The following is a 20,727-nucleotide window of genomic DNA, read 5'->3' on the forward strand; positions in this document are numbered from 1 at the left end:
TGCTGACAGCAAAGGAGTTTCAGCATGACCAAGATCACAGCCCTGCCCACCGATGTTGTCCGCGCCCTGCAAGACGGCGGCACCGATGCCTATGGCCGCCCCCCGGAGCGCGCCGTCTCGGACGGCGGCGGCAACCCCTGCCGCCATTGCCTGAAATACATCCCCGAAGGCGCAGAGATGCTGATCCTCGCCCACCGTCCCTTCCCCGAGGCACAGCCCTATGCCGAGACCGGGGCGGTCTTCCTGTGCGCCAGCCATTGCGATCGGCATGAAGGGAGGGAATTGCCGGAGATGCTGACCGGCTCGCCCGACTACCTGATCAAGGGCTACTGCGCGGAAGACCGCATCGTCTATGGCACCGGCATTGTGATCCCGCAGCCGGAAATGATGGCGCAGGCCGGAAAGATCCTGGAGGATGAGCGGGTTGCCTACGTCCATATACGGTCGTCGCGCAACAACTGCTATCAGGCGCGGATTGACCGGGGGTGACCAAAGAGCGGAGGGCGGCGGCGGCGTCTCACTCCGTCAGCCAATGGCAGCACTGAGCCCTCACCCGTCATTGCCCACGGCAGTTGACCTCGCTGACGCAGCGGGTCGGTCACAGCCCAAAGCGGCCCCATGCCTGGTGACAAGTCAGGCGCGCCAGCACATGCAGTCCGGGCCGTCCTCAACGCCTAGCCGGAACCTAATCGGCTGGATGCTGCGCTGCCACCGATGACCGTGAAGAGCCCAATCTGTTCCTCGGATGCGTCGCGGCGAACGGCGGCTCTTCAGCCCTTGGCTCTAGATCTGTTCAAAACCAGTGGAGTTTTGACCAAGGTTATCGAGCCGCTAGAATACTTTGAAACGTGAGGGTGCGCCCGTCGGCATCAAAATCGACCAATTTTGCCGCGCATGAACTTTGCGCATGGTTTGCGCCACATCATCACCGCCATGTCTACTACGGACCGTCGAAATACCGCGCAAGGGCGGCGCTTCCACATCTCGTCCACCCCGCAGAGCTTGCCAAGATGCTGATATTGCCACAGTGTAATTGGTAGTCCTTCAAAGACTCAGTGATGTCGTCTGACACCGATTTTGAAAGAAGAGAAATGCTGTCCAAGTTCCTTTTTATTTTTTCTTGTGTGTTGTCGATCTGCATATCCTCCCCTGCCATCTCCCAAGGGGCTGACGACAGAGATATTTTCAAAGCAGCCACAATATACAATGTGAACAGAAACCAAGCTTATGAGATTCCTGTTCTCATGAGCTTCGCCAACAAGTATCGGCAGCAAAACCCAGATGCAACACAGGCGGAAATTAGTGGCGCGGTAAACAAGATCTGGGAAACTTACCGGCAAGAATATACGAATGCTGTAGGAAAATATGATTTAGCCACGCAAACACCGGCACTTGTAACATACTCTCTTCTCAACATAATCAAATCGAGTGAATACACTGCGGTATCCGGAGCTGTACTGGAAGAATTCACGAATTGGTGGTATCGATTTGGCAACTCGATTGTAGCTCCTGACAAGCAACTATCAGCACAGTCTCACTTACTTTTTAACTTCCGGATTTCTTCTGGGTTTCAGGACATCATCCTTAACGAGGCCATAAAACATGCTGAGGCCAGTGAATCTTTCCGCAGGTCTTTCGACTCCCTTTTCGCCCGTGAAATTGGAGCGAGGATCGGGGACAGCGAGGATACTATCAGGAGCAATAACCCAGCTTTCGATGAAGCGCTTAAGCTCGATGGTGTCTTGGACAAACTAGATCAGATGGACTTCAAGAACGATGCAGAACGCAATCGTGCCTTGAACGCTATTCTGAATTCGGTCGCTGAAAAAACCGACACAATCATCAATCGCTTTGGGCAAGGCGAGAAGAAAGTTGATGACCTTAGTAGCTTATTCGCATCCTATATTCTGAATGAGCAGGTCAAGACACAACAGATTGAGCAAAAACGTCGAGCTGCGGAGGCTGCGCGAATAGAACTCGAAGGAATTCGAGCAGCTGGCTTCATAATTTCGACCGCGATAGGCTTCAGCGACCCCGATGCTGCAAGGAAGTTCAGTGCAGTTTTCAACGGAGCTGTAGACATTGCCCAAGCAATAAATAAGCTTGATCAGAACCTCGCATCTGACGCCGCAGCAAGTGCAGCAGGAGCGATATTTTCAGCAAATATGATTGCCATTGGGCTCAGCGTCGCATCTGCGTTCGCGGACAGTGGACCTTCAGCAGATCAGTTGATCCTAGAAGCAATTCAGAAGCTAGCGGAACAAATCGAAGAGTTTCGCGTCCAGATGCATGAACGTTTTGATGCCGTAGACGACAAGTTGAATTTTATCATTTTTGAGATGTCTGACAACTTTGCAAGTATCAAGGCGGACTTGGCAACGATCAACGACATATCCAGTTCCACACTACAGGAAGTTCGGCAACTTTCGGAGGCAGTCCAATTCGGGACCGAACGACAAGCACAACTTTTCCGTGAGCGAGTCTTTGTAGATCAAGCCAACAAGATCGCAAAATGCTACTACTACAAAGACGATATTCCCGACCTTCCAATCAGTCCTGAGGAGTTTGATGATTGTTTAGACTACTTCAAGTCAAATGCATTAACCGTATCAAAGCTCTCCGGGTTCGATGAAACTTCGCACATACTGTACGATCCTTTCTCTGAGAATTGGGCGAAGTCGCCTCGATCGGCTCCTCTAGAAAGAATTGTGAGCGATCTGGATGCCCTTTTCTCGGCCAGGATACCGGGCAATACATATGAAAGCGTAAGCCAAGCGGCGTTTTACTCTATTGCCGCGAACTATTTTGCAACTGTTCGGGCATGGCCTGAGCATCATAGCCTGTTGTCAAAAACTGCGTTTCGCGAGTTCCGAAGCACCGTTGAATATTTCAACGCCTTAGACAGGCAAATTTTGAATGGCAACGAACACTGGAACCTCCAGATCATCTTGGATGCCTACTTGCGCATAATTCGTTTAGTCGACGCGGAGCTTTACGAAATTGCGTTAGACGTGACCGAGGCAAGACTGCGTGGCTACAACGATCACAGATACCAGCTGTTCTTAGAACCTAGTGATCCTAGTCAGAGCAATCTGGATTCACTGAGAGATAGGTTTGCAGTAATGGATTCCTGCGGACCTTCTGGTGAAACTCAGATCATAGGAACGATGCGAAACTCTTGGCCGCCTTACGCGGAAACCAAGGGGCACCTGCTCACTCTATGGCTCGGTGCTATCAGAACGCCACAAGAGGTGTTCGACACCATTGTACTTCTAGACGCGTCCAGCAACGCAATAAGCAATGTGACGCGAGAAGAGGAGCCCGTCTGCTACAACTTCGAACCAAATTGGATCAGGGAGAGATATCGAGATAACGATGGCGACTATCCTGATTGGTTCATAGCCTTCTACGCGCCGAAAATGGACATTCAGATGTCCGTGCGCGGTACAAACTACTTCGCAGCTGAGACTGTACGTACAAGAAAGTTTGCTTGGCTACATGACGGTTCTCTTGAACTACGACAAGGCGGTTACAACAACGCCAAGCGAGATATTGAGCAACGGATCGGAGAAATACTCAAATACATGGCTGAGAAGATTGACGAAGCTGGAGACTTATCAAGCCAAGACTACTGGAAAGTTCGGTTGCCGTCAGGTGGTCTGGAGAGTCGCCTTGAAAGCGCAAGAAAAGAGTATCTTTCCGAGGTCAGAAGGCGTTTAGAAAATAGAACTGAGCTACGAGAGCGTATCTTGTTGGCCACCTACCTCAAGGAAACGATTTCAAGATTCTTGAAGGAAGAATGGGCGCAGGGAATGCTATTGGAGGAACCCGAATTAAGTCTTATTGCTAGCGGCGCCGTGCTGCCGGACTACAACACGGCGATTTTCGCCTTGGAGAATGCTGAGAGAGCGTTTTCTGACGCCAGCCGCTTCTTACAACCAATCAGTATCTCGGACTGGCAGGCACCAAGTTGGTCGGTCATGTCGTACCCGACCCGGCGGAGCCCAGAGATCGAGAGCCTGATTGAAAAGGCGAGCGCGACGCTGAAATCAATCATTGACGAGGAGGACGACAGCCTTCCGATCGCCGCACGCCAGCACATGATTGCGGAAATAGAATTTTTGGAAAACAAAGTCGGTAGTAACTAAGGGGAAGATCAATGCCACACAAGTATATATCAATGTTAATAATGTCCTTTTTTCTCTCTTTTCCTGCAAATGCCCAACAAGTGTATGAGAACGACGAGACCGGGCGAAAGCTTCAGGGCGAACTGAACAACCTCATTTCAGCAGTAACAGACGGGAAAGAGATCGCGGTAGGGTATCTACGCGGCAACGGGCTAATAACCTGGAGAAGAAGTTGTGATTCTGTCGTTGTACAGGACAACGTTGTCGAGTGTTTCGTATTGCTAGTGCCGGATACGGACCGGGTGGCCTACGGAAGGGAGTTCCGCATCCCATTCTTTTTTGAACAACATATCTTCCGCTCAAATGGAGCATCAAGTTTTCTCAAGTTCGATCTGGAACAAGGAACTATAGTCAAGTCTCAAAAAGGCGCTCCATTGGGACTTAAGTGGTTTGTCAACGAGTAGTTGAAAATAGCCACAGGTTTCGCGAACAGGACCCCGATCGAGACAAGTCAATACAGAAAGCGCCTTGTGCGTGGCGCGCGGCATGAAAACCGACATTGACCGTATGACCGTAAAGTCCGGCACTGTGTGAGCTCACCGGTTCCAAAGCCTCGCAGTCGCAGCGAACGGCAGGAACCGTGGGCCGCGCCGCAGCATAAAATCTCGGCTGGCGGCGTCAAACGGCCGAGTTTGCAAAGGGCGCTTCCTGCGCAATGCGGACGCAGGATGGCGCCCTGACTGCGCCTGCAGCGAATGACGGCTTGGTCCCGCAACCTGATCACTAGGCTGAGGCGTCCCCTCACCCCGCCTTGGTCAGCGACAGGAAGACATCCTCCAGATCGGCCTCTTCGGTCTTCACGTCGCGGATGCTGATCCCCGCCGCGCGGACCGCGGCCAGCACCTGTTCGGCGCTGGTGATGCGGCTGCGGTAGCGTAAGCCTACAGCGCCGTCCGGGCGCAGTTCGGCCTCGATGCCGTCGCCACGAGGCAGTTCAGCGACCGGCGCCGCGGGCTGCACCACCATGGTCTTGGCATCCAGCCGGCCCAGCAGGCTGGACTTGCTGTCGCGCGCCACCACTTCGCCCTGGTTGATGATGGCGATCTCGTCGCACATCTCCTCGGCTTCCTCCAGGTAATGGGTGGTGAGGATGATGGTCATGCCCTGCGCATTGAGCTTGCGGATGTTCTCCCACAGCATCTGGCGCAGCTCGATGTCGACGCCTGCTGTCGGCTCGTCCAGCACCAGGACGGAAGGGCGGTGAACCAGCGCCTTCCCCAAGAGGAGCCGCCGCCGCATGCCGCCTGAGAGGGTGCGGGCATAGGCCTCCGCCTTGTCCTCCAGCCCGATCATCCGCAGGATCTCGTCGCTGTGGCGTTCGTGCTTGGGCACCCCGTAGAGGCCTGCCTGCACCTCCAGTGCGCCGCGCGGGGTGAAAAAGGGGTCCAGGTTCAGCTCCTGCGGCATCACCCCGATAGCGGCGCGGCTTTGGCGCGGGTTTGCGTCCTGGTCGAAGCCCCAGATCGAGACCGAGCCGGAGGTCTTGCGCACCAGCCCGGCCAGGATGTTGATCATCGTCGATTTACCCGCACCGTTCGGCCCCAGCAGGCCGAAGACAGAGCCGCGCGGAACCGTCAGGTCGACGCCCTTGAGCGCGTGTTTCTCCGGCTGGCCCTTATGGCCGCCATAGATTTTGCGCAAAGCTTTGATCTGGATTGCGTCAGCACTCATCGCCGCACTTGCCCCCGGTTTTTCCTTGGCTCATAAATGCGCCTAGCCGAAAAGTGAAAGGACTGCCAGCCATGAGCACCGCCCCTAGCCCTGATGCGCCGGAAACCAGGATCGTGAACAGCCGCAAGGTGGCCTGCGACGGCAGCGAGGGCGCGCTGGGGCATCCGCGGGTCTATCTGCAGATCCCGGAAGCCGAAGGGTTCGTGGAATGCCCCTATTGCGACTGCAAGTTCATCTATGAGGACGCGGCCAAGGCGGCGGAGTGATCCGGTCGCCCGGATCATGTCCTGACCGCACAGGCTGCTGCTGATGGCACAGCTTCTGATCGTCTATCACAGCCGCACCGGGGGCAGCCGGCAGATGGCCGAGGCCGCGGCAGAGGCTGCGCGCGGTGAGATTGAGACCGTTCTGAAGCGGGCCGAAGAGGCCGGACCGGAGGATCTGCTGGCGGCGGATGGCTATATTTTCTGCGCGCCGGAGAACCTGGCGGCGCTGTCAGGCCAGATGAAAGAGTTCTTTGACCGCTGCTATTACCCGGTTCTAGGGCAGATCGAGGGGCGTCCTTATGCGCAAATGGTCTGTGCCGGCTCGGACGGGGAAAACGCGGCGCGGCAATGCGCGCGGATTGCCACCGGCTGGCGCCTGAAAGAGGTGCAGAAGCCGCTGATTATCTGCACCCATGCGCAGACGCCGGAGGCCATTCTGGCGGAGAAGGTGATCCCGGAGGAGGAGCTGGAGGCCTGCCGGGAGCTGGGGCTGGCGATGGGCGCGGGGCTGGCAATGGGGGTGTTTTAGGGGGTTCGAACCCATGCTTGGAACACCGGAAAGCAACAGGTCAGCTATTTGTACAGCCGCGTGTCCTGCAAAAGCACCGTATCAAAGACTGCGAAGGCTGTTGCGGCAAGCTCTGTTCCAACGACGCCATCACGGTCGAGAGCACTGGCCGCCAAACCGCTGTTTGCCGAAGGGCGGCCGCCTGCATCAATGACCATGACGCCCGGCCCTTCCTCGTTCTCAAAATGCATCAAGGAAACGGCAACACGGTCAGCAGGTGACGCGTCCTCGCCCCAACGTCCGATGATGAAATCATAGTTGGCCGGGTGACGGTCCAACCCGGCGCCAGCAGTCCAATGCACATAGTAGCTGGCTGCGGTGCCCGCCGGAGCATGAACAAACCCCCAAACCAATCGGGTTTCATTGCCGCAACAATCGCAAAACCCGCTGCTTTGACCCAGCGGTTCCACTTCGTAGTCAACGTCGCCGGGTGCGTCCTGCATAACCGCCCCTCTCCAAGCCGGCACAAAAAGTCCAGATTTCAAACTGCCCCAGTCTTTTTGAAGTGACCTTCCAGTTAAATCAATCAATGAACCAGAAGTCGCCCAGCCGGGTGCCGGAAGCGGTATACATCGCGCGGTATGTGCCATCCGGCAGCTCTCCGGCCAGGACGCACAGCTCCTGGCCGCGGCGGAACTCTGCCCAGCGGCTGCAGATCCGGTCGCTGTCCAGCCGCCAGGTGCCGGTGTCCTCTCCCAGCCGCGGGATTGTGACCTCAAAGGTGCCGTCTGTCCGCAGAACCGCCGTGCCGGAGAACGCCAGCCGGGTGAAGGCGATCTTGCGGTCCTGCGCCAAGAGAGCCTGCATTTCGTCAGCGGACAGCATCCGAACGTCCTCGCGGCAGGCGGCCAGAAGCAGGAACAGGGAAAACAGGGCAAGCCGTTGCATCGCCCCAGTTAGCTGCGGTTGCAGCGGTCACGCAATCGCGCGGACGCCGGGGCGGATCACATCTGCGTGGCTGGAATGCTGGCAGCAGCGGGCAACAGGGCGATTGCGGATGGCCGCCGGATACTGAATAACACTGTCCAAACCACCATGCGCGAATGAACCGGGGAGCAGCACAATGAGCGGGACACAATTCGGCAAGGGCTGCCATCTGCATCTGATCGACGGCTCGGCCTTCATCTTCCGCGCCTATCACGCGCTGCCGCCCTTGACGCGCAAGTCCGACGGGCTGCCGATCGGCGCCGTGGCGGGGTTCTGCAACATGCTGTTCAAGCAGGTGGAGGACAACAAGGGCCCGGATGCGCCGACCCATGTGGCGGTGATTTTCGACTACTCCGGCAAGTCATTCCGCAACGAGATGTATGATCAGTACAAGGCCAACCGCCCGCCCGCGCCGGAGGATCTGGTGCCGCAGTTCCCGCTGACCCGCGACGCGACCCGCGCCTTCAACATCGCCTGCAAGGAGATCGAGGGGTTCGAGGCCGACGACATCATCGCAACCCTGGCGCATCAAGCGCGCGATGCGGGCGGGCGGGTGACGATCATCTCCTCGGACAAGGACCTGATGCAGCTGGTCGGCGGCGGGGTCGAGATGCTGGATGCGATGAAGAACAAGCGCATCGACAGCGATGGCGTGGTGGAGAAATTCGGCGTCGGCCCCGACCGGGTGGTGGATGTGCAGGCGCTGGCGGGCGACTCGGTTGACAACGTGCCGGGGGCGCCCGGGATCGGGATTAAGACCGCGGCCCTGCTGATCAATGAATTCGGCTCGCTGGAGGAGCTCTTGGACCGGGCTGAGGAGATCAAGCAGCCAAAGCGCCGCCAGACGCTGATCGAGAAGCGGGACCAGATCGAGCTGTCGAAAAAGCTGGTGCAGCTGGACTGCAACATGGAACTGGACTTCACCCTGGATGATCTGGAGGTGAAGGAGCCGGATGCGGAGGTGCTGCTGGAGTTCCTGAGCAGCATGGAGTTCCGCACGCTGTCCAAGCGCATGGCCGATCAGCTGGGCATGGAGGCGCCGGCGATCCCGGAAGCACCCGCTGCAGCGGCGGCCTCCCCGGCGGCGGCACCGGAAGCGGTGCCGTTCGACAAGGAGAAATACGAATGCGTCCGCGATGCAGGTGCCTTGCAGGTCTGGGTCGACCGCATCCGCCAGCGCGGCTGGGTGGCAGTGGATACCGAAACCACCGGCCTGGATGAAATGGTCGTCGATCTGGTCGGCATCTCGCTGTGCGTCGAGGCGGGCGAGGCTTGCTATATCCCCTTGGCGCATAAGGCCGGGGGCGATGATCTGTTTGGCGGTGAAGGCCTGTCCGAGGGGCAGATGCCGCTGGAAGAGGCAGTCGCGATGCTCAAAGACGTTCTGGAAGATCCGGCGATCATCAAGATCGGCCAGAACATGAAATACGACGCCAAGATCCTGCACCGCTACGGGGTGGATGTGGCGCCCATCGACGACACCATGCTGATGTCCTATGCGCTGCATGCCGGCATGCACGGGCATGGCATGGATGCGCTGTCTGAGCGCTACCTGGACCACACGCCGATCCCGATCAAGCCGCTCTTGGGTTCCGGCAAATCGGCGATCACCTTTGACCGGGTGCCGATTGACGACGCGGTGCCTTATGCCGCCGAGGACGCCGATATCACCCTGCGCCTGTGGCAGGTCTTCAAGCCGCAGCTGCATCAGGAGCGGGTGACGACGGTCTATGAAACGCTGGAGCGGCCGCTGGTGCCGGTGCTGGCCGACATGGAGCGCAACGGCATTAAGGTGGACCGCGATACGCTCTCGCGTATGTCCAATGCCTTTGCGCAGAAGATGGCGGGGCTGGAAGCGGAGATTCACGATCTGGCAGGGGAGAGTTTCAACGTCGGCTCGCCTGCGCAGCTGGGAGAAATCCTGTTCGATAAGATGGGGCTGGAAGGCGGCAAGCGCGGTAAAACGGGCAAGTACTCCACCGGCGCCGATATTCTGGAGGATCTGGCGACCGAGCACGACCTGCCCAAACGGGTGCTGGACTGGCGGCAGCTCAGCAAGCTGAAGTCGACCTATACGGACGCGCTGCAGGACCATATCAATCCCGACACCGGCCGCGTGCATACGTCTTATGCCCAGACCGGGGCCAGCACCGGGCGCATGGCCTCGACCGATCCAAACCTGCAGAACATCCCCGTCCGCACCGAGGAAGGCCGCCGCATCCGCGAGGCGTTTGTGGCGGAGGAGGGCAACGTCCTCTTGTCGCTCGACTACAGCCAGATCGAACTGCGCATTCTGGCCCACATGGCCGGGATTGATGCGCTGAAACAAGCCTTTGCGGAAGGCGTGGATATTCACGCGATGACTGCCTCGGAGATGTTCGAGGTGCCGCTGGAGGAGATGACACCGGAGATCCGCCGCCAGGCCAAGGCGATCAACTTTGGTGTGATCTACGGCATTTCCGGCTTTGGCCTGGCGCGCAACCTGCGCATTCCGCGCAAGGATGCGCAGGGATTCATCGACCGCTATTTCGAGCGCTTCCCGGGCATCCGCAAGTATATGGACAGCACCGTGGAATTCGCCAAGGAGCATGGCTATGTGCAGACCCTGTTCGGGCGCAAGATCCACACCGCGGAGATCAACGCCAAGGGGCCCAAGGCGGGCTTTGCCAAACGCGCGGCGATCAATGCGCCGATCCAGGGGACGGCGGCGGATGTGATCCGCCGGGCGATGATCCGGATGCCAGAGGCGATCGCCCACCTGCCCGCGCGGATGCTGTTGCAGGTGCACGACGAACTCTTGTTCGAAGTGCCGGAGGCGGCGGTGGAGGAGACCATCGAGACCGCCCGGCAGGTGATGGAAAACGCCGCCGATCCGGCAGTGCATCTGGATGTGAAACTGGTGGTGGACGCAGGCCGCGGCCAGAACTGGGCCGAGGCCCATTAAGGCAGGCACCCCCAGGCGGGCGTTGGCCTCCCGCCCGGCTTCGATCTAACGATCTCATCCCGTTGGGCCAGGCGCCGCTGGCGCGGCGCGGGCAGTGCCCCGACCCCGCCTCACCGGGTCAAGGGAGCCGTCAGGCTCCGCGCGCCCAGCGCGGCTTGCCCTTGACGCGGCCTGCGGCAAAGAAAATCGAAAACGCCCCTCAAGGGCAGGCCTGCCCTTAGGGGCTTCTCAGCCCCCCTTGCGCCGCGCCAGCGGCGCAAGGCCCAACGGCTGCTGATGCATCTTTGATGCAGCCTGCAGCGGGCGGGAGCACCCCGCCTGCCCTCCCGAAGCCCGGTTTCAGCTTCCTGCGGGCTGTTTGACCAGCTTGGCCACCAGCTTGCGCACCAGAGGCGCTGCGGTGAAGGCGACAGCAAAGGCCACTGGCCAGCTTAGGCTCCAGGCGTTCATCCAGGCGCTGGTGAACCCTTCGGCCGGTCCAAGCGTCCGCAAGGTTGCCACGCAGGTCACCAGGCAGGACATCATCCCGGACAGGATCAGGCTGAACAGAACAGGCGCAAAACGGGCAGGCAGCATCGGCGGCATCCTTCCAAAAGTCACAGAAGCCTTATGCAGGCCACTAATACACATCTCAATTCACGAATGTGTTTACAGCCTGCGGCGGCTCAGCGCATCCAGCCGAGGCTGTCCTCGGTGCGCCGGGTCGAGGGCGTGTATTCGGCACTGACCCATCCGTCATAGCCGCTGGCGTCGATGGCGGCAAACAGCTCCTGGAAGTCCACCGGCCCGGTGCCCGGCTCGCAGCGCCCCGGCGCGGCGCCGATCTGGACATGGACAGCGCGGGCGCCGAACTCCTGCCAGACCCGTGCCGCGTCGCCGTGGATCAGCTGGGCGTGGTAGGCGTCATACTGCAGGCCGACATTGGGACGGTCCACGGCCGCCAGCACCTCCATCGCCAGGTTGTAGTCATCCAGGAAGTAGCCGGGCTGGTCGCCGCTGTTCAGCGGTTCGATGGTGAACTGCTGGCCCGGGGCGCGGTCGGCGGCCCACCTCAGGTTTTCGACAAAGGTCTTCTGCGCCTCTGCCCCCTTGGCGTAGCCCGCCATCACGTGGATCTTGCCCGCCTTCAGCGCCTCGGCGTAGCGCAGCACCCGGCGGATGTCGCGCTGGAAGCGGTCCACCCCGTCCGGCACCGCCGCATAGCCGGGCATGCCGCCGGTGTAATTCGGCGGTGGCGCGTTGATCAGCAGCAGCTCCAGCCCGTTGGCCAGCAGCGCGCGCTGGGTTTCCTTGGCCGCAAGCTCATAGGGATAAAGGATTTCCACCGCCTCGAACCCCGCCGCCGCCGCGGCCTGGAAGCGGTCGAGATAGGGCAGCTCGGCAAACAGCATCGAGATGTTGGCGGCGAATCTGGGCATCAAGTTTCTCCTGGCTTCACGATGGTTTATCCCGCGCGAAACCGTGACGCCAAGATACAGAAAACGACGCATTGTCGCTTTCCCGCAAGACTTGTCCGGGAGATTCGGCTGCAACTGCGGGAAAACCGGCGTATTTCCGCTGGAACCCCGAAGGACAGCAGTGATGACGATGAGCCCCGAGCGCCTGCCCGCAGGCCAGCCTGTTTCGCCGCGCGCCGATGCGTTGGGCGGCAATGCCCTGGCGGCAGCCGCAATGATCACCTGGGCGGCCGGCTTTCCCGCTGCGGAGGTGCTGCTGCAGACCTGGCCGCCGGTGGTGCTGCTGGCGGCGCGGCTGGTGCTGGCGGCGGGCGGCATCCTGCTGTTGTGGGTGATGCGCGAGGGGGTGCAGGCGCTGCTGCGCGCGCCCTGGCGCAAGGGGCTGATGATCGGCTTCTTCGGCTTTGGCGCCAGCGCCTATCTGCTCATCCAGGCGCAGGTGCTGACCAATGCGGTCACAGCCGCGCTGATCTGCTCGGCGGCGCCGGTGATCGGCGGGGTAATCGAGATGCTGCAGGGTCAGCGGCGGCTGGGGGTGCGGTTTATGCTGGGGGCAGCGGCAACGGTGATTGGCGGCATCATCGCTACCAGTTCGCTCAGCGGTGCCGAGCTGGGGCTGGGGGCTGCTGCTGCGGCGGCGGCGATCACGCTTTACACCTGGGCAAGCTCCGCCGCGGTGCGGGCGCTGCCGGATCTATCGCCCTCGGGGCGCAGTGCCGTCACCATCTGCGGCGGGCTGCTGCTGGCCAGTGCGATGACAGCCTGCACGGCGCTATGGGGCGGGGAATGGCTGCCCCGGGCGCCGGTGAATGGCTACCAGCTGCAGATGCTGCTGATTTTCGGCCTGGTTTCGGTGATGCTGAGCCAGCTGCTGTGGCTGTCGTCGGTGGACCGGCTGGGGGTGGCGCTGGCGTCCTTCCACACCAACCTGGCGCCGTTTTACGTAATGATCCTGATGCTGTTCCTGGGCGAGAGCTGGGAGTGGCCGCAGGCCGTCGGCGCCGCCGTTGTGGGGCTGGGCGTTGTGGTTGCGCAGGACAAGCGGCCCAAGCTGGCGGAGACAGCGGGCGGCAGCCAGGCGTAAGCCAGCTCAAACCAGCAAGAAGCAACAGAATTGGTTTGAACGGTAAGCATTCGCCCGGGCGGGAGCGGAACGCGCCCGCCGTGGGGCGGGCGGACGCGTGCCTGCCGCTGGCGCGACAGGCAGAAAGGAACGTTATTCAATATCCAATTCGGCGGACGGAATCAGCGGAAAGAACGCGCCGCCGGACCAGACGCCGAACCAGTCGTCGTGATGGGCGCCAAGCTCAACCAGCCGGTAGAAGCTTTTGCGGTCGATGCGGGCCTCCAGCCCTGCGCGCACCATCACGTATGGAGAGGGTTCACCGCTCGCCGCATCGCGCTCCACCCGGATCGGGGTCTCCGGGCCTGCTGCGGCGGTGTCCTCGACATTGGTGGTGAAGGTGATGACCTGATCCCGGCCCACGCCTTCAGCATCGAAATCCACCGCAACAAAGGGCGCGTCCTCAACCGTGATGCCGACCTTTTCTACAGGGGTCACCAGGAAGTACTTGCCCTCCTCCAGCTTCAGGATCGAGGCGAACAGCTTGACCAGTTCGAACCGGTTGAACGGCGTGCCGAGGTAGTACCAGGCGCCGTCGCGGGCTATGCGGATGTCGAGGTCGCCGCAGAACGGCGGGTTCCACAGGTGGACGGGCGGCAGACCTTTGCCTTTTCCGGCCGCTTTCACCGACGCGGCGATGCCTTCGGCACCGGGTGTCACAGCTTTTTGTCCGCTCATTGCTTTTGCCATTTCCTGTCAGCACGATAGAGTAACAGCATATATCCTGGAAACGAGGAATGACATGCCTGAAACCGACGATCTGCTGGCCGGCATCGAGGCGCTGGAAGCCAAGCTGAAACAGGCCCGCGAGTTGATTACCAAGCGATTCATCGGCCAGGAGCGGGTGGTGGACCTGACGCTGTCGGTGCTCTTGTGCGGCGGCCACGGGCTGCTGATCGGCCTGCCCGGCCTGGGCAAGACCCGGCTGGTGGAGACCTTGAGCACCGTAATGGGGCTGGATGGCAGCCGGATTCAGTTCACGCCGGACCTGATGCCTGCGGATATTCTGGGCTCGGAAGTTCTGGACACCGCAGAGGACGGGCACCGCTCGTTCCGTTTTGTGCCGGGGCCGGTGTTCTGCCAATTGCTGATGGCGGATGAGATCAACCGGGCCAGCCCCAGGACGCAATCGGCGCTGCTGCAGGCGATGCAGGAGCGGCAGGTGACGGTGGCGGGTGAGGACCGCCCCTTGGGTGCGCCGTTCCATGTGCTGGCGACCCAGAACCCGATCGAGCAGGAGGGCACCTATCCGCTGCCGGAGGCGCAGCTGGACCGGTTCCTGCTGCAGATCGACGTGAATTACCCGGACCGCGCGACCGAGCGGGACATCTTGCTGGCGACCACTGGCGTTGAGGAAGACGCGGCCTATCAGGTGTTTACCGCCGCTGAGCTGATCGCGGCGCAGACCCTGCTGCGGCGGATGCCGGTGGGCGAGTCGGTTGTCGAGATGATCCTGGATTTGGTGCGCGCCTTCCGCCCGGATGAGCCGGGCGTGTCGGACCATGTGGCGCAGACCGTGGCCTGGGGGCCGGGACCGAGGGCGGCGCAGGCGCTGATGCTGGCGGTCAGGGCGCGGGCATTGCTGCAGGGGCGGCTGGCGCCCAACGCAGAGGACGTGCTGGACATGGCGAAACCGGTGCTGAGCCACCGGATGCAGCTGAATTTTGCCGCCCGGGCGCGGGGTGAGAGCCTGGCGGCGCTCATTGAAGAAACGGCGAGCGAACTGGCCCGGACCGGGGCCGCCGCGTGACAAGGCCTGCGGCCTCTGACGCTGCAACCGGATTGCGGCACCGGGCGGAGGCCGAGGCCAGCGCCCTGCCGCCCCTTTTGGTGCAGGCGCGGCATCTGGCGGGGTCCGTCCTGATGGGCGAGCATGGCCGCCGCCGGGCGGGCACGGGGGATGATTTCTGGCAGTACCGCCCGGCGCAGATGGGCGACAGCCGCCGAATGATCGACCACCGGCGCTCTGCTATGGGCGACGTGCAATATGTTCGCGAACGGGAATGGCAGATTGCCCAGACAGTGCATCTGTGGGTCGATACCGGTGCCTCGATGCGCTTTGCCTCCACGCCCAAGCTGCCGCAGAAGGCAGACCATGCGCGGCTGTTGGGCCTCGCGGCTGCCGTATTGATGGTGCAAGGCGGCGAGCGGGTGGGCCTGACTGGCGGCACGCTGCCGCCGCGGCGCGGAAATGTGCAGATCCTGCGGCTGGCAGAGGCGCTGTCCGATGACGATGCGGAGGATTACGCCCCGCCCGGCCACCGGGCGCTGATCCCGCATGCGCGGGCGCTGTTCATCTCAGACTTTCTGGGGCCTTATGAGCCGGTGGAACAGGCTCTGTCCAAGGCAGCCGCGCGCGGGGTGCGGGGCGTGCTGCTGCAGGTGCTGGACCCGGCAGAGGAGGCTTTTCCTTTTTCCGGCCGCACGCTGTTTCAGAGCATCGCGGGCGGTGTCACACATGAAACACTGAAGGCCTCTGCCCTGCAGGAGCGCTATCTGGACCGGCTGGCAGAACGGCGGGATGCGCTGGACCGGCTCTGCCGCGAAGCCGGCTGGCGGTTCGGGCAGCATCACACGGGCGATCCGGCGCAGGCGGCGCTGATGTGGCTTTACCATGCACTGGAACGGACCGCGCCATGACCATGATTGCAGGCATCGGTTTTACCGCACCCTGGCTTTTGCTGGGCTTGCTGGCGCTGCCGGTGCTGTGGCTGCTGCTGCGCGCCATTCCACCCGCGCCGAAGCGGCAGCCGTTCCCGGCGGTGACGCTGCTGTTGGGGCTTAGGGATGACGAGAGCCTATCCGACCGCACGCCGTGGTGGCTGCTGCTCTTGCGCCTGCTGGCGGTGGCGGCCGCGATCGTCGGCCTGGCAGGGCCGGTGCTGAATCCCGCAACCGAGGATGCGGGCGGCAGCGGGCCGCTGCTCATTGTGATGGACGCCAGCTGGGGCGGCGCGGCAGGCTGGAAACAGACCAGCGCCCAGGCCGCGGTGCAGCTGGACGAGGCCGGACGGGCAGAACGCCCTGTGGCGGTGCTGCGCCTGAGCGCGCCGGAGGCCCTGCAATTCCGCGCCGCCAGCGACTGGCAGCGGCAATTGGCCGGGCTGGCGCCGCTGCCCTGGCAGCCGGGGCCGGAGCAAGTACAGCAGGCCTTGGCGGTGATCGGCGGCTCTGAGGGCGGGTTTGACACCGTCTGGTTCAGCGACGGTCTGACGTATCCGGGCCGCGAGAGCCTGATCGAGGCGCTGGGACAGCGCGGTGAGATTGAAGTTTTTGAACAGCCCCTGCCCGTCTTGGGCCTGATGCCCACGGGCTATAGCGGCAGCGCGATTGAATTGACCGTGCAGCGCAGCCGCGGCGGGCCTGCGCAGGAGATCGCTGTGGTGGCGCAGGGCAAGGATCCGGGCGGCACCGAGCGCAGCCTGGCGTCGCTGCCGCTGCGGTTTGCGGATGGGGCGCGGGTGGCTTCGGCTGAACTATCGCTGCCCGCCGAACTGCGCGCGCGGCTGTCGCGGTTTGAGATCAGCGGCGTGAAATCGGCGGGCGCTGTGGCGCTGACGGACGACAGCCTGCGGCGGCGGGAGGTGGCGCTGGTCTCCTCTGCAAGTGCCGATGAGGGTCTCGCCCTCTTGTCGCCACTGCATTACTTGCGCCAGGCGCTGGCGCCCTCAGCCGAGCTGCTGGAAGGCGCGCTGCGGGACCTGCTGCCGGCCAATCCGGATGTGATCGTGCTGGCCGATGTGGCGCGCTTGGCGCCGGCACAGGAAGAGGCGGTCATTGAATGGGTGGAAAATGGCGGCCTTCTGCTGCGCTTTGCCGGGCCGCGGCTGGCGGCCAGCGATACTGCCCGCGCGGGCGAGGAGCCGCTGATGCCGGTCCGTCTGCGCATTGGCGGGCGCAGCATTGGCGGCGCCATGAGCTGGGGCGAGCCGAAGACGCTTGCGCCCTTTAGAGAAGGCTCGCCGTTCTACGGGCTGGAGGTGCCAAACGAGGTCTCGATCAGCTCGCAGGTGGTGGCGCAGCCGGACCCGGAGCTGGCGGAGCGGGTGATTGCGGAGCTGGCGGACGGCACGCCGCTGGTCACCCGCAAGACGCTGGGCCAAGGCCAGGTGGTGCTGTTCCACGTGACCGCCAATGCAGAGTGGAGCAGCCTGCCGCTGTCGGGACTGTTCGTGTCGATGCTGGAGCGGCTTGCGGTGTCTTCCTCCGCTGCGCAGCCCAAGGCCGAGGATCTGGAAGGCACCACCTGGACACCGGTGGAGGTGCTGGACGGCTTTGGCCGGCTGGAGGCGGCGGAGACGCTGCCCGGTGTGGCAGGCCCGGATCTGGTGGCGGCGCCCGCGGGGCCGGAGCTGCGGCCCGGCGTCTATGACGGCGGGCGGCGGATGCTGGCGCGCAACGTGCTGCGCCCGGGTGATGAGCTGATGGCAGCACGCTGGCCTGCCTCGGTCGCGGTCAGCGGCTATGGCGCGCCGCAGGAGCTGCCGCTGGGCGGCGCGCTTCTGACGCTGGCGCTGGGGCTTCTGGCGCTGGATGTGCTGGGCACACTGGCGGTTTCCGGCCTGCTGGGCCGCGCCCGCCTTGCGGCACTGGCGGCGGCGCTGGGGCTGGCGGCGCTGGTTCCGGCGCAAGAGCTGCGGGCGCAGGAAGCCCTTGCTCCCTCCCAAGAGCAGACGCAGGCGGATCAGTTGGCGGCAGCGCTGGCGGCGGAACTGGTGCTGGCGCATGTGCTGACGGGGGATGCGCAGGTGGACCGGGTGGCGGCAGCCGGCTTGCGCGGGCTGACGGACACGCTGTTCTTCCGCACCTCGGTCGAGCCGGCCGCGCCGGCGGCTGTCGATCTGGAGCGCGATGAACTGGCATTTTACCCGCTGCTCTACTGGCCCGTCACCCGCGATCAGCCGCTGCCGTCGTCAGAGGCTTACGGCAAGCTCAACACATACTTGCGGGCGGGCGGGATGATCCTGTTCGACACCCGCGATTTGGATCTGACGGCCTCCGGCGCGACCAGCCCGGCGGCGCGGCGGCTGCAGCAGATTGCGCTGCCGCTGGATATCCCGCCGCTGGAGGTGGTGCCGCAGGATCATGTTCTGACGCGCGCGTTTTACCTGATGCAGGCCTTTCCGGGCCGTCATGCCCGAGGCCCGGTCTGGGTCGAGGCGGCCCCGCCGGATGCGGAGCAGGCCGAGGGCATCCCTTTCCGCAACCTTAACGACGGGGTGACGCCGGTGGTGATCGGCGGCAACGACTGGGCCGCGGCCTGGGCGGTGGATGAAAACGGGCGGCCCTTGCTGCCCGTCGGGCGCGGCTATGCCGGGGAGCGGCAGCGGGAGCTGGCGTTCCGCTTCGGCGTCAACCTGGTGATGCATGTGCTGACCGGCAATTACAAATCCGACCAGGTGCATGTTCCGGCTTTGCTGGACCGGCTGGGACAATAGGAGCGTGAGATGACACAGACGATCCTGTTCGATCCGCTGGTGCCCTGGCCCGTGATCTGGACCGCAGGGGCAGTGACGTTTGCTGTCCTGCTGCTGGGGCTGTGGAAGGGGCTGTCCGGCTGGGCCTTGCGGGCGCTGGCCGCGCTGGTGCTTATGGCGGCCCTGTCAGGCCCAGTGCATCAGAGCGAGGACCGCGCGCCGCTGAGCGACATCGTGATTGTGGCAGAGGACCAGACCGCCAGCCAGCAGCTGCGCGACAGGCCTGGGCAGATGGCACGCGCGCGCAGCCAGCTGAAGGCGGCGCTGGACGCCCGCCCAGGCACCGATGTGCGCTGGGTCACCGTGCCGGATGGCGAGGGCGACGAGGGTACACGGCTGATGACGGCGGTCGCGCAGGCGCTGGCGGATGAGCCGCGGGCACGGGTGGCGGGGATCATCGCCCTGTCTGACGGGCAAGTGCATGACGCCGGTCAGCCGGTGAACCTGCCCGCGCCGATGCATCTGCTGCTGACCGGCCGCGCGGACGATTGGGACCGCCGCCTGATCGTCAGGAACGCCCCCGGTTTTGCCATCATCGGCGAGCCGGTGAGGCTGACGCTCAGGATCGAGGATCAGGGCGCGGTGCCGGTTCAGGGCGGCTTTGCCGATCTGGATATCTCGGTCGGGGGCGATGAACCGCAGCGGTTCACCCTGCCTGTGGGGGTGGATTTCGAACTGCCGCTGGTGCTGCAGCACGGCGGCCGCAACGTGATCCAGTTCTCAGTGCCGGAAGAACCGGGCGAGCTGACCGCGCGCAACAACACCGCCCTGGTGCAGATCAATGGTGTGCGCGACCGGTTGCGGGTGCTGCTAGTCTCGGGCGAGCCGCACGCGGGCGGGCGCACTTGGCGTAATCTGCTGAAATCAGACAGCGCCGTGGATCTGGTGCATTTCACCATCCTGCGACCGCCGGAGAAGCAGGACGGGGTGCCGGTGGAGGAGCTGTCGCTGATTGCCTTCCCCACCCGCGAGCTGTTCCTGGAGAAGATCGAGGATTTCGACCTGATCATCTTTGACCGCTACAAGCGGCGCGGCATCCTGCCTGCGGTTTATCTGGACAATGTCGCCAACTACGCCATGGGCGGCGGCGCGGTGCTAGTGGCGGCGGGGCCGGATTTCGCCAGCGCCGACAGTATCTACCGCTCGCCGCTGTCGCTGATCCTGCCTGCGGAACCCTCAGCGCGGGTGCTGGAGGAAGCTTACCGTCCTGCGGTGACCGATCTGGGCAAGCAGCATCCTGTGACCTCGGGGCTGGAAGGGGCGGCAGATTGGGGCCGCTGGCTGCGTCAAATCGAACTGCGCACTCCGGAGGGCCATGTGCTGATGAGCGGCGCAGACGAGCGGCCCTTGCTGGTGCTGAACCGAGTTGGCGAGGGCCGTGTGGCCTTGCTGGCCTCGGACCATGCCTGGCTGTGGAGCCGCGGCTATGAGGGCGGCGGGCCGCAGCTGGAGCTGCTGCGCCGGCTGGCCCATTGGATGATGAAGGAGCCGGAGCTGGAGGAGGAGGCGCTTTGGGCCGAGGTGACAGGCCAGCGGATGCGTATCCTGCGCCGCACGCTGGCGGGACAGGTTGGCCCGGTGACAGTGACTGCACCCGATGGCTCCACCGTGGCGCTGGATCTGCGTCCGAGCGCGCCGGGCCAGTGGGAAACCCGCTATGAGGGGCCGGAACCGGGGCTGTACCGGCTGGAAGAGGGCGAGGAGAGCACAGTGGTGGGGCTTGGACCTGCGGCGCCGAAAGAATTCGAGGAAACCATTGCCACCGGGTCCATACTGGCACCGATGCTGGAACCTTTGCGCGGCGGCGTCTTGCGGCTGGAGGACGGGATGCCCGCCTTGCGCAGTGTGCGGCACGGGCGGCCCGCCTCGGGACGCGGCTGGATCGGCCTGACACCGCGGGAGGCCTACGAGACGCTTTCCGTATCGCAAGGCCCGCTGCTGCCCGGCTGGCTGGCGCTGCTGCTGGCATCCTTCTTCATCGTCGCAGGCTGGCTGCGCGAGGGGCGGCGCTAGGCGGCTGCCGCAACCGGGGCGCTCCCGCCCATTCCCGGCTTCCTTGCGGAATCCGTCCTGGTTGGGCCAAGCGCCGCGCCAAAGGCGCGGCGCG

At 62.9% G+C, this 20,727-nt stretch carries 17 protein-coding genes; 11 read left to right on the plus strand and 6 right to left on the minus strand.

Features of this window, described 5'->3' with window-relative positions; genetic code table 11:
• Positions 1-24: 24 nt before the first annotated feature.
• From ACXAEK_RS02865 to ACXAEK_RS02875, 3 genes are all read left to right on the plus strand, one after another.
• Positions 25-489 (plus strand): DUF1203 domain-containing protein, encoded by a 465-nt coding sequence (locus ACXAEK_RS02865; protein WP_475039815.1) that lies wholly within the window; start codon positions 25-27, stop codon positions 487-489.
• Between the two features lie 569 nt (positions 490-1,058).
• A complete protein-coding gene (locus ACXAEK_RS02870) occupies positions 1,059-4,148 on the plus strand; it encodes a hypothetical protein (RefSeq protein ID WP_475039816.1) in 3,090 nt (1,029 codons plus the stop codon).
• Between the two features lie 11 nt (positions 4,149-4,159).
• Positions 4,160-4,591, plus strand: coding sequence for a hypothetical protein (locus ACXAEK_RS02875; protein WP_475039818.1), 432 nt, complete (start codon positions 4,160-4,162; stop codon positions 4,589-4,591).
• Between the two features lie 337 nt (positions 4,592-4,928).
• On the opposite strand, the gene ACXAEK_RS02880 is transcribed toward ACXAEK_RS02875, so the two are convergent.
• A complete protein-coding gene (locus tag ACXAEK_RS02880; protein WP_475039820.1) occupies positions 4,929-5,858 on the minus strand; it encodes an ABC transporter ATP-binding protein in 930 nt (309 codons plus the stop codon).
• 71 nt (positions 5,859-5,929) lie between these two features.
• Between ACXAEK_RS02880 and ACXAEK_RS02885 the strand changes: the two genes are divergently transcribed.
• Positions 5,930-6,124, plus strand: coding sequence for a zinc-finger domain-containing protein (locus ACXAEK_RS02885; protein WP_475039822.1), 195 nt, complete (start codon positions 5,930-5,932; stop codon positions 6,122-6,124).
• 43 nt (positions 6,125-6,167) lie between these two features.
• Positions 6,168-6,653, plus strand: coding sequence for a flavodoxin family protein (locus ACXAEK_RS02890; RefSeq protein WP_475039824.1), 486 nt, complete (start codon positions 6,168-6,170; stop codon positions 6,651-6,653).
• A 44-nt stretch (positions 6,654-6,697) separates the two neighbouring features.
• Here the strand turns inward: ACXAEK_RS02890 and ACXAEK_RS02895 are convergent, their stop codons facing one another.
• Positions 6,698-7,135 carry a hypothetical protein gene (locus ACXAEK_RS02895; protein ID WP_475039825.1) on the minus strand — a complete coding sequence of 146 codons (438 nt, stop codon included), beginning with the start codon at positions 7,133-7,135 and terminating at the stop codon, positions 6,698-6,700.
• A 79-nt stretch (positions 7,136-7,214) separates the two neighbouring features.
• Positions 7,215-7,580: a hypothetical protein gene (locus tag ACXAEK_RS02900; protein ID WP_475039826.1), complete on the minus strand. Its 366-nt coding sequence runs from the start codon at positions 7,578-7,580 to the stop codon at positions 7,215-7,217.
• Between the two features lie 175 nt (positions 7,581-7,755).
• Between ACXAEK_RS02900 and polA the strand changes: the two genes are divergently transcribed.
• A complete protein-coding gene (gene polA, locus ACXAEK_RS02905; RefSeq protein ID WP_475039827.1) occupies positions 7,756-10,563 on the plus strand; it encodes a DNA polymerase I in 2,808 nt (935 codons plus the stop codon).
• A gap of 339 nt (positions 10,564-10,902) precedes the next feature.
• Here polA and ACXAEK_RS02910 read toward each other — a convergent pair whose 3' ends face one another.
• Positions 10,903-11,139 carry a DUF2798 domain-containing protein gene (locus tag ACXAEK_RS02910; RefSeq protein WP_475033408.1) on the minus strand — a complete coding sequence of 79 codons (237 nt, stop codon included), beginning with the start codon at positions 11,137-11,139 and terminating at the stop codon, positions 10,903-10,905.
• Positions 11,140-11,228: 89 nt separating this feature from the next.
• Positions 11,229-11,981, minus strand: coding sequence for a hydroxypyruvate isomerase family protein (locus tag ACXAEK_RS02915; RefSeq protein ID WP_475039829.1), 753 nt, complete (start codon positions 11,979-11,981; stop codon positions 11,229-11,231).
• 163 nt (positions 11,982-12,144) lie between these two features.
• Here ACXAEK_RS02915 and ACXAEK_RS02920 point away from each other — a divergent pair, with 163 nt between their 5' ends.
• Complete coding sequence (locus tag ACXAEK_RS02920; RefSeq protein WP_475039831.1) at positions 12,145-13,104, plus strand: DMT family transporter; 960 nt, start codon at positions 12,145-12,147, stop codon at positions 13,102-13,104.
• Between the two features lie 132 nt (positions 13,105-13,236).
• Here ACXAEK_RS02920 and ACXAEK_RS02925 read toward each other — a convergent pair whose 3' ends face one another.
• Positions 13,237-13,821 (minus strand): DUF1285 domain-containing protein, encoded by a 585-nt coding sequence (locus tag ACXAEK_RS02925; RefSeq protein ID WP_475039833.1) that lies wholly within the window; start codon positions 13,819-13,821, stop codon positions 13,237-13,239.
• A gap of 64 nt (positions 13,822-13,885) precedes the next feature.
• On the opposite strand from ACXAEK_RS02925, the gene ACXAEK_RS02930 reads away from it, so the two are divergent.
• The 4 genes from ACXAEK_RS02930 to ACXAEK_RS02945 are packed head-to-tail and all read left to right on the plus strand — an operon-like array spanning position 13,886 to position 20,633.
• Complete coding sequence (locus ACXAEK_RS02930; protein ID WP_475039835.1) at positions 13,886-14,893, plus strand: AAA family ATPase; 1,008 nt, start codon at positions 13,886-13,888, stop codon at positions 14,891-14,893.
• Positions 14,890-15,783, plus strand: a complete 894-nt coding sequence (locus ACXAEK_RS02935; RefSeq protein WP_475039837.1) for a DUF58 domain-containing protein — start codon at positions 14,890-14,892, stop codon at positions 15,781-15,783. Before ACXAEK_RS02930 ends, ACXAEK_RS02935 begins: the two co-directional genes overlap by 4 nt.
• Positions 15,780-18,581: a DUF4159 domain-containing protein gene (locus tag ACXAEK_RS02940; protein ID WP_475039839.1), complete on the plus strand. Its 2,802-nt coding sequence runs from the start codon at positions 15,780-15,782 to the stop codon at positions 18,579-18,581. The genes ACXAEK_RS02935 and ACXAEK_RS02940 overlap by 4 nt, the downstream gene beginning before the upstream one ends.
• Positions 18,582-18,590: 9 nt before the next feature.
• On the plus strand, positions 18,591-20,633 hold the full coding sequence (locus ACXAEK_RS02945; RefSeq protein WP_475039840.1) for a hypothetical protein: 2,043 nt from the start codon (positions 18,591-18,593) through the stop codon (positions 20,631-20,633).
• The last annotated feature ends 94 nt before the right edge of the window (positions 20,634-20,727 follow it).

Source organism: Leisingera sp. ABM4_101 (assembly GCF_056158725.1).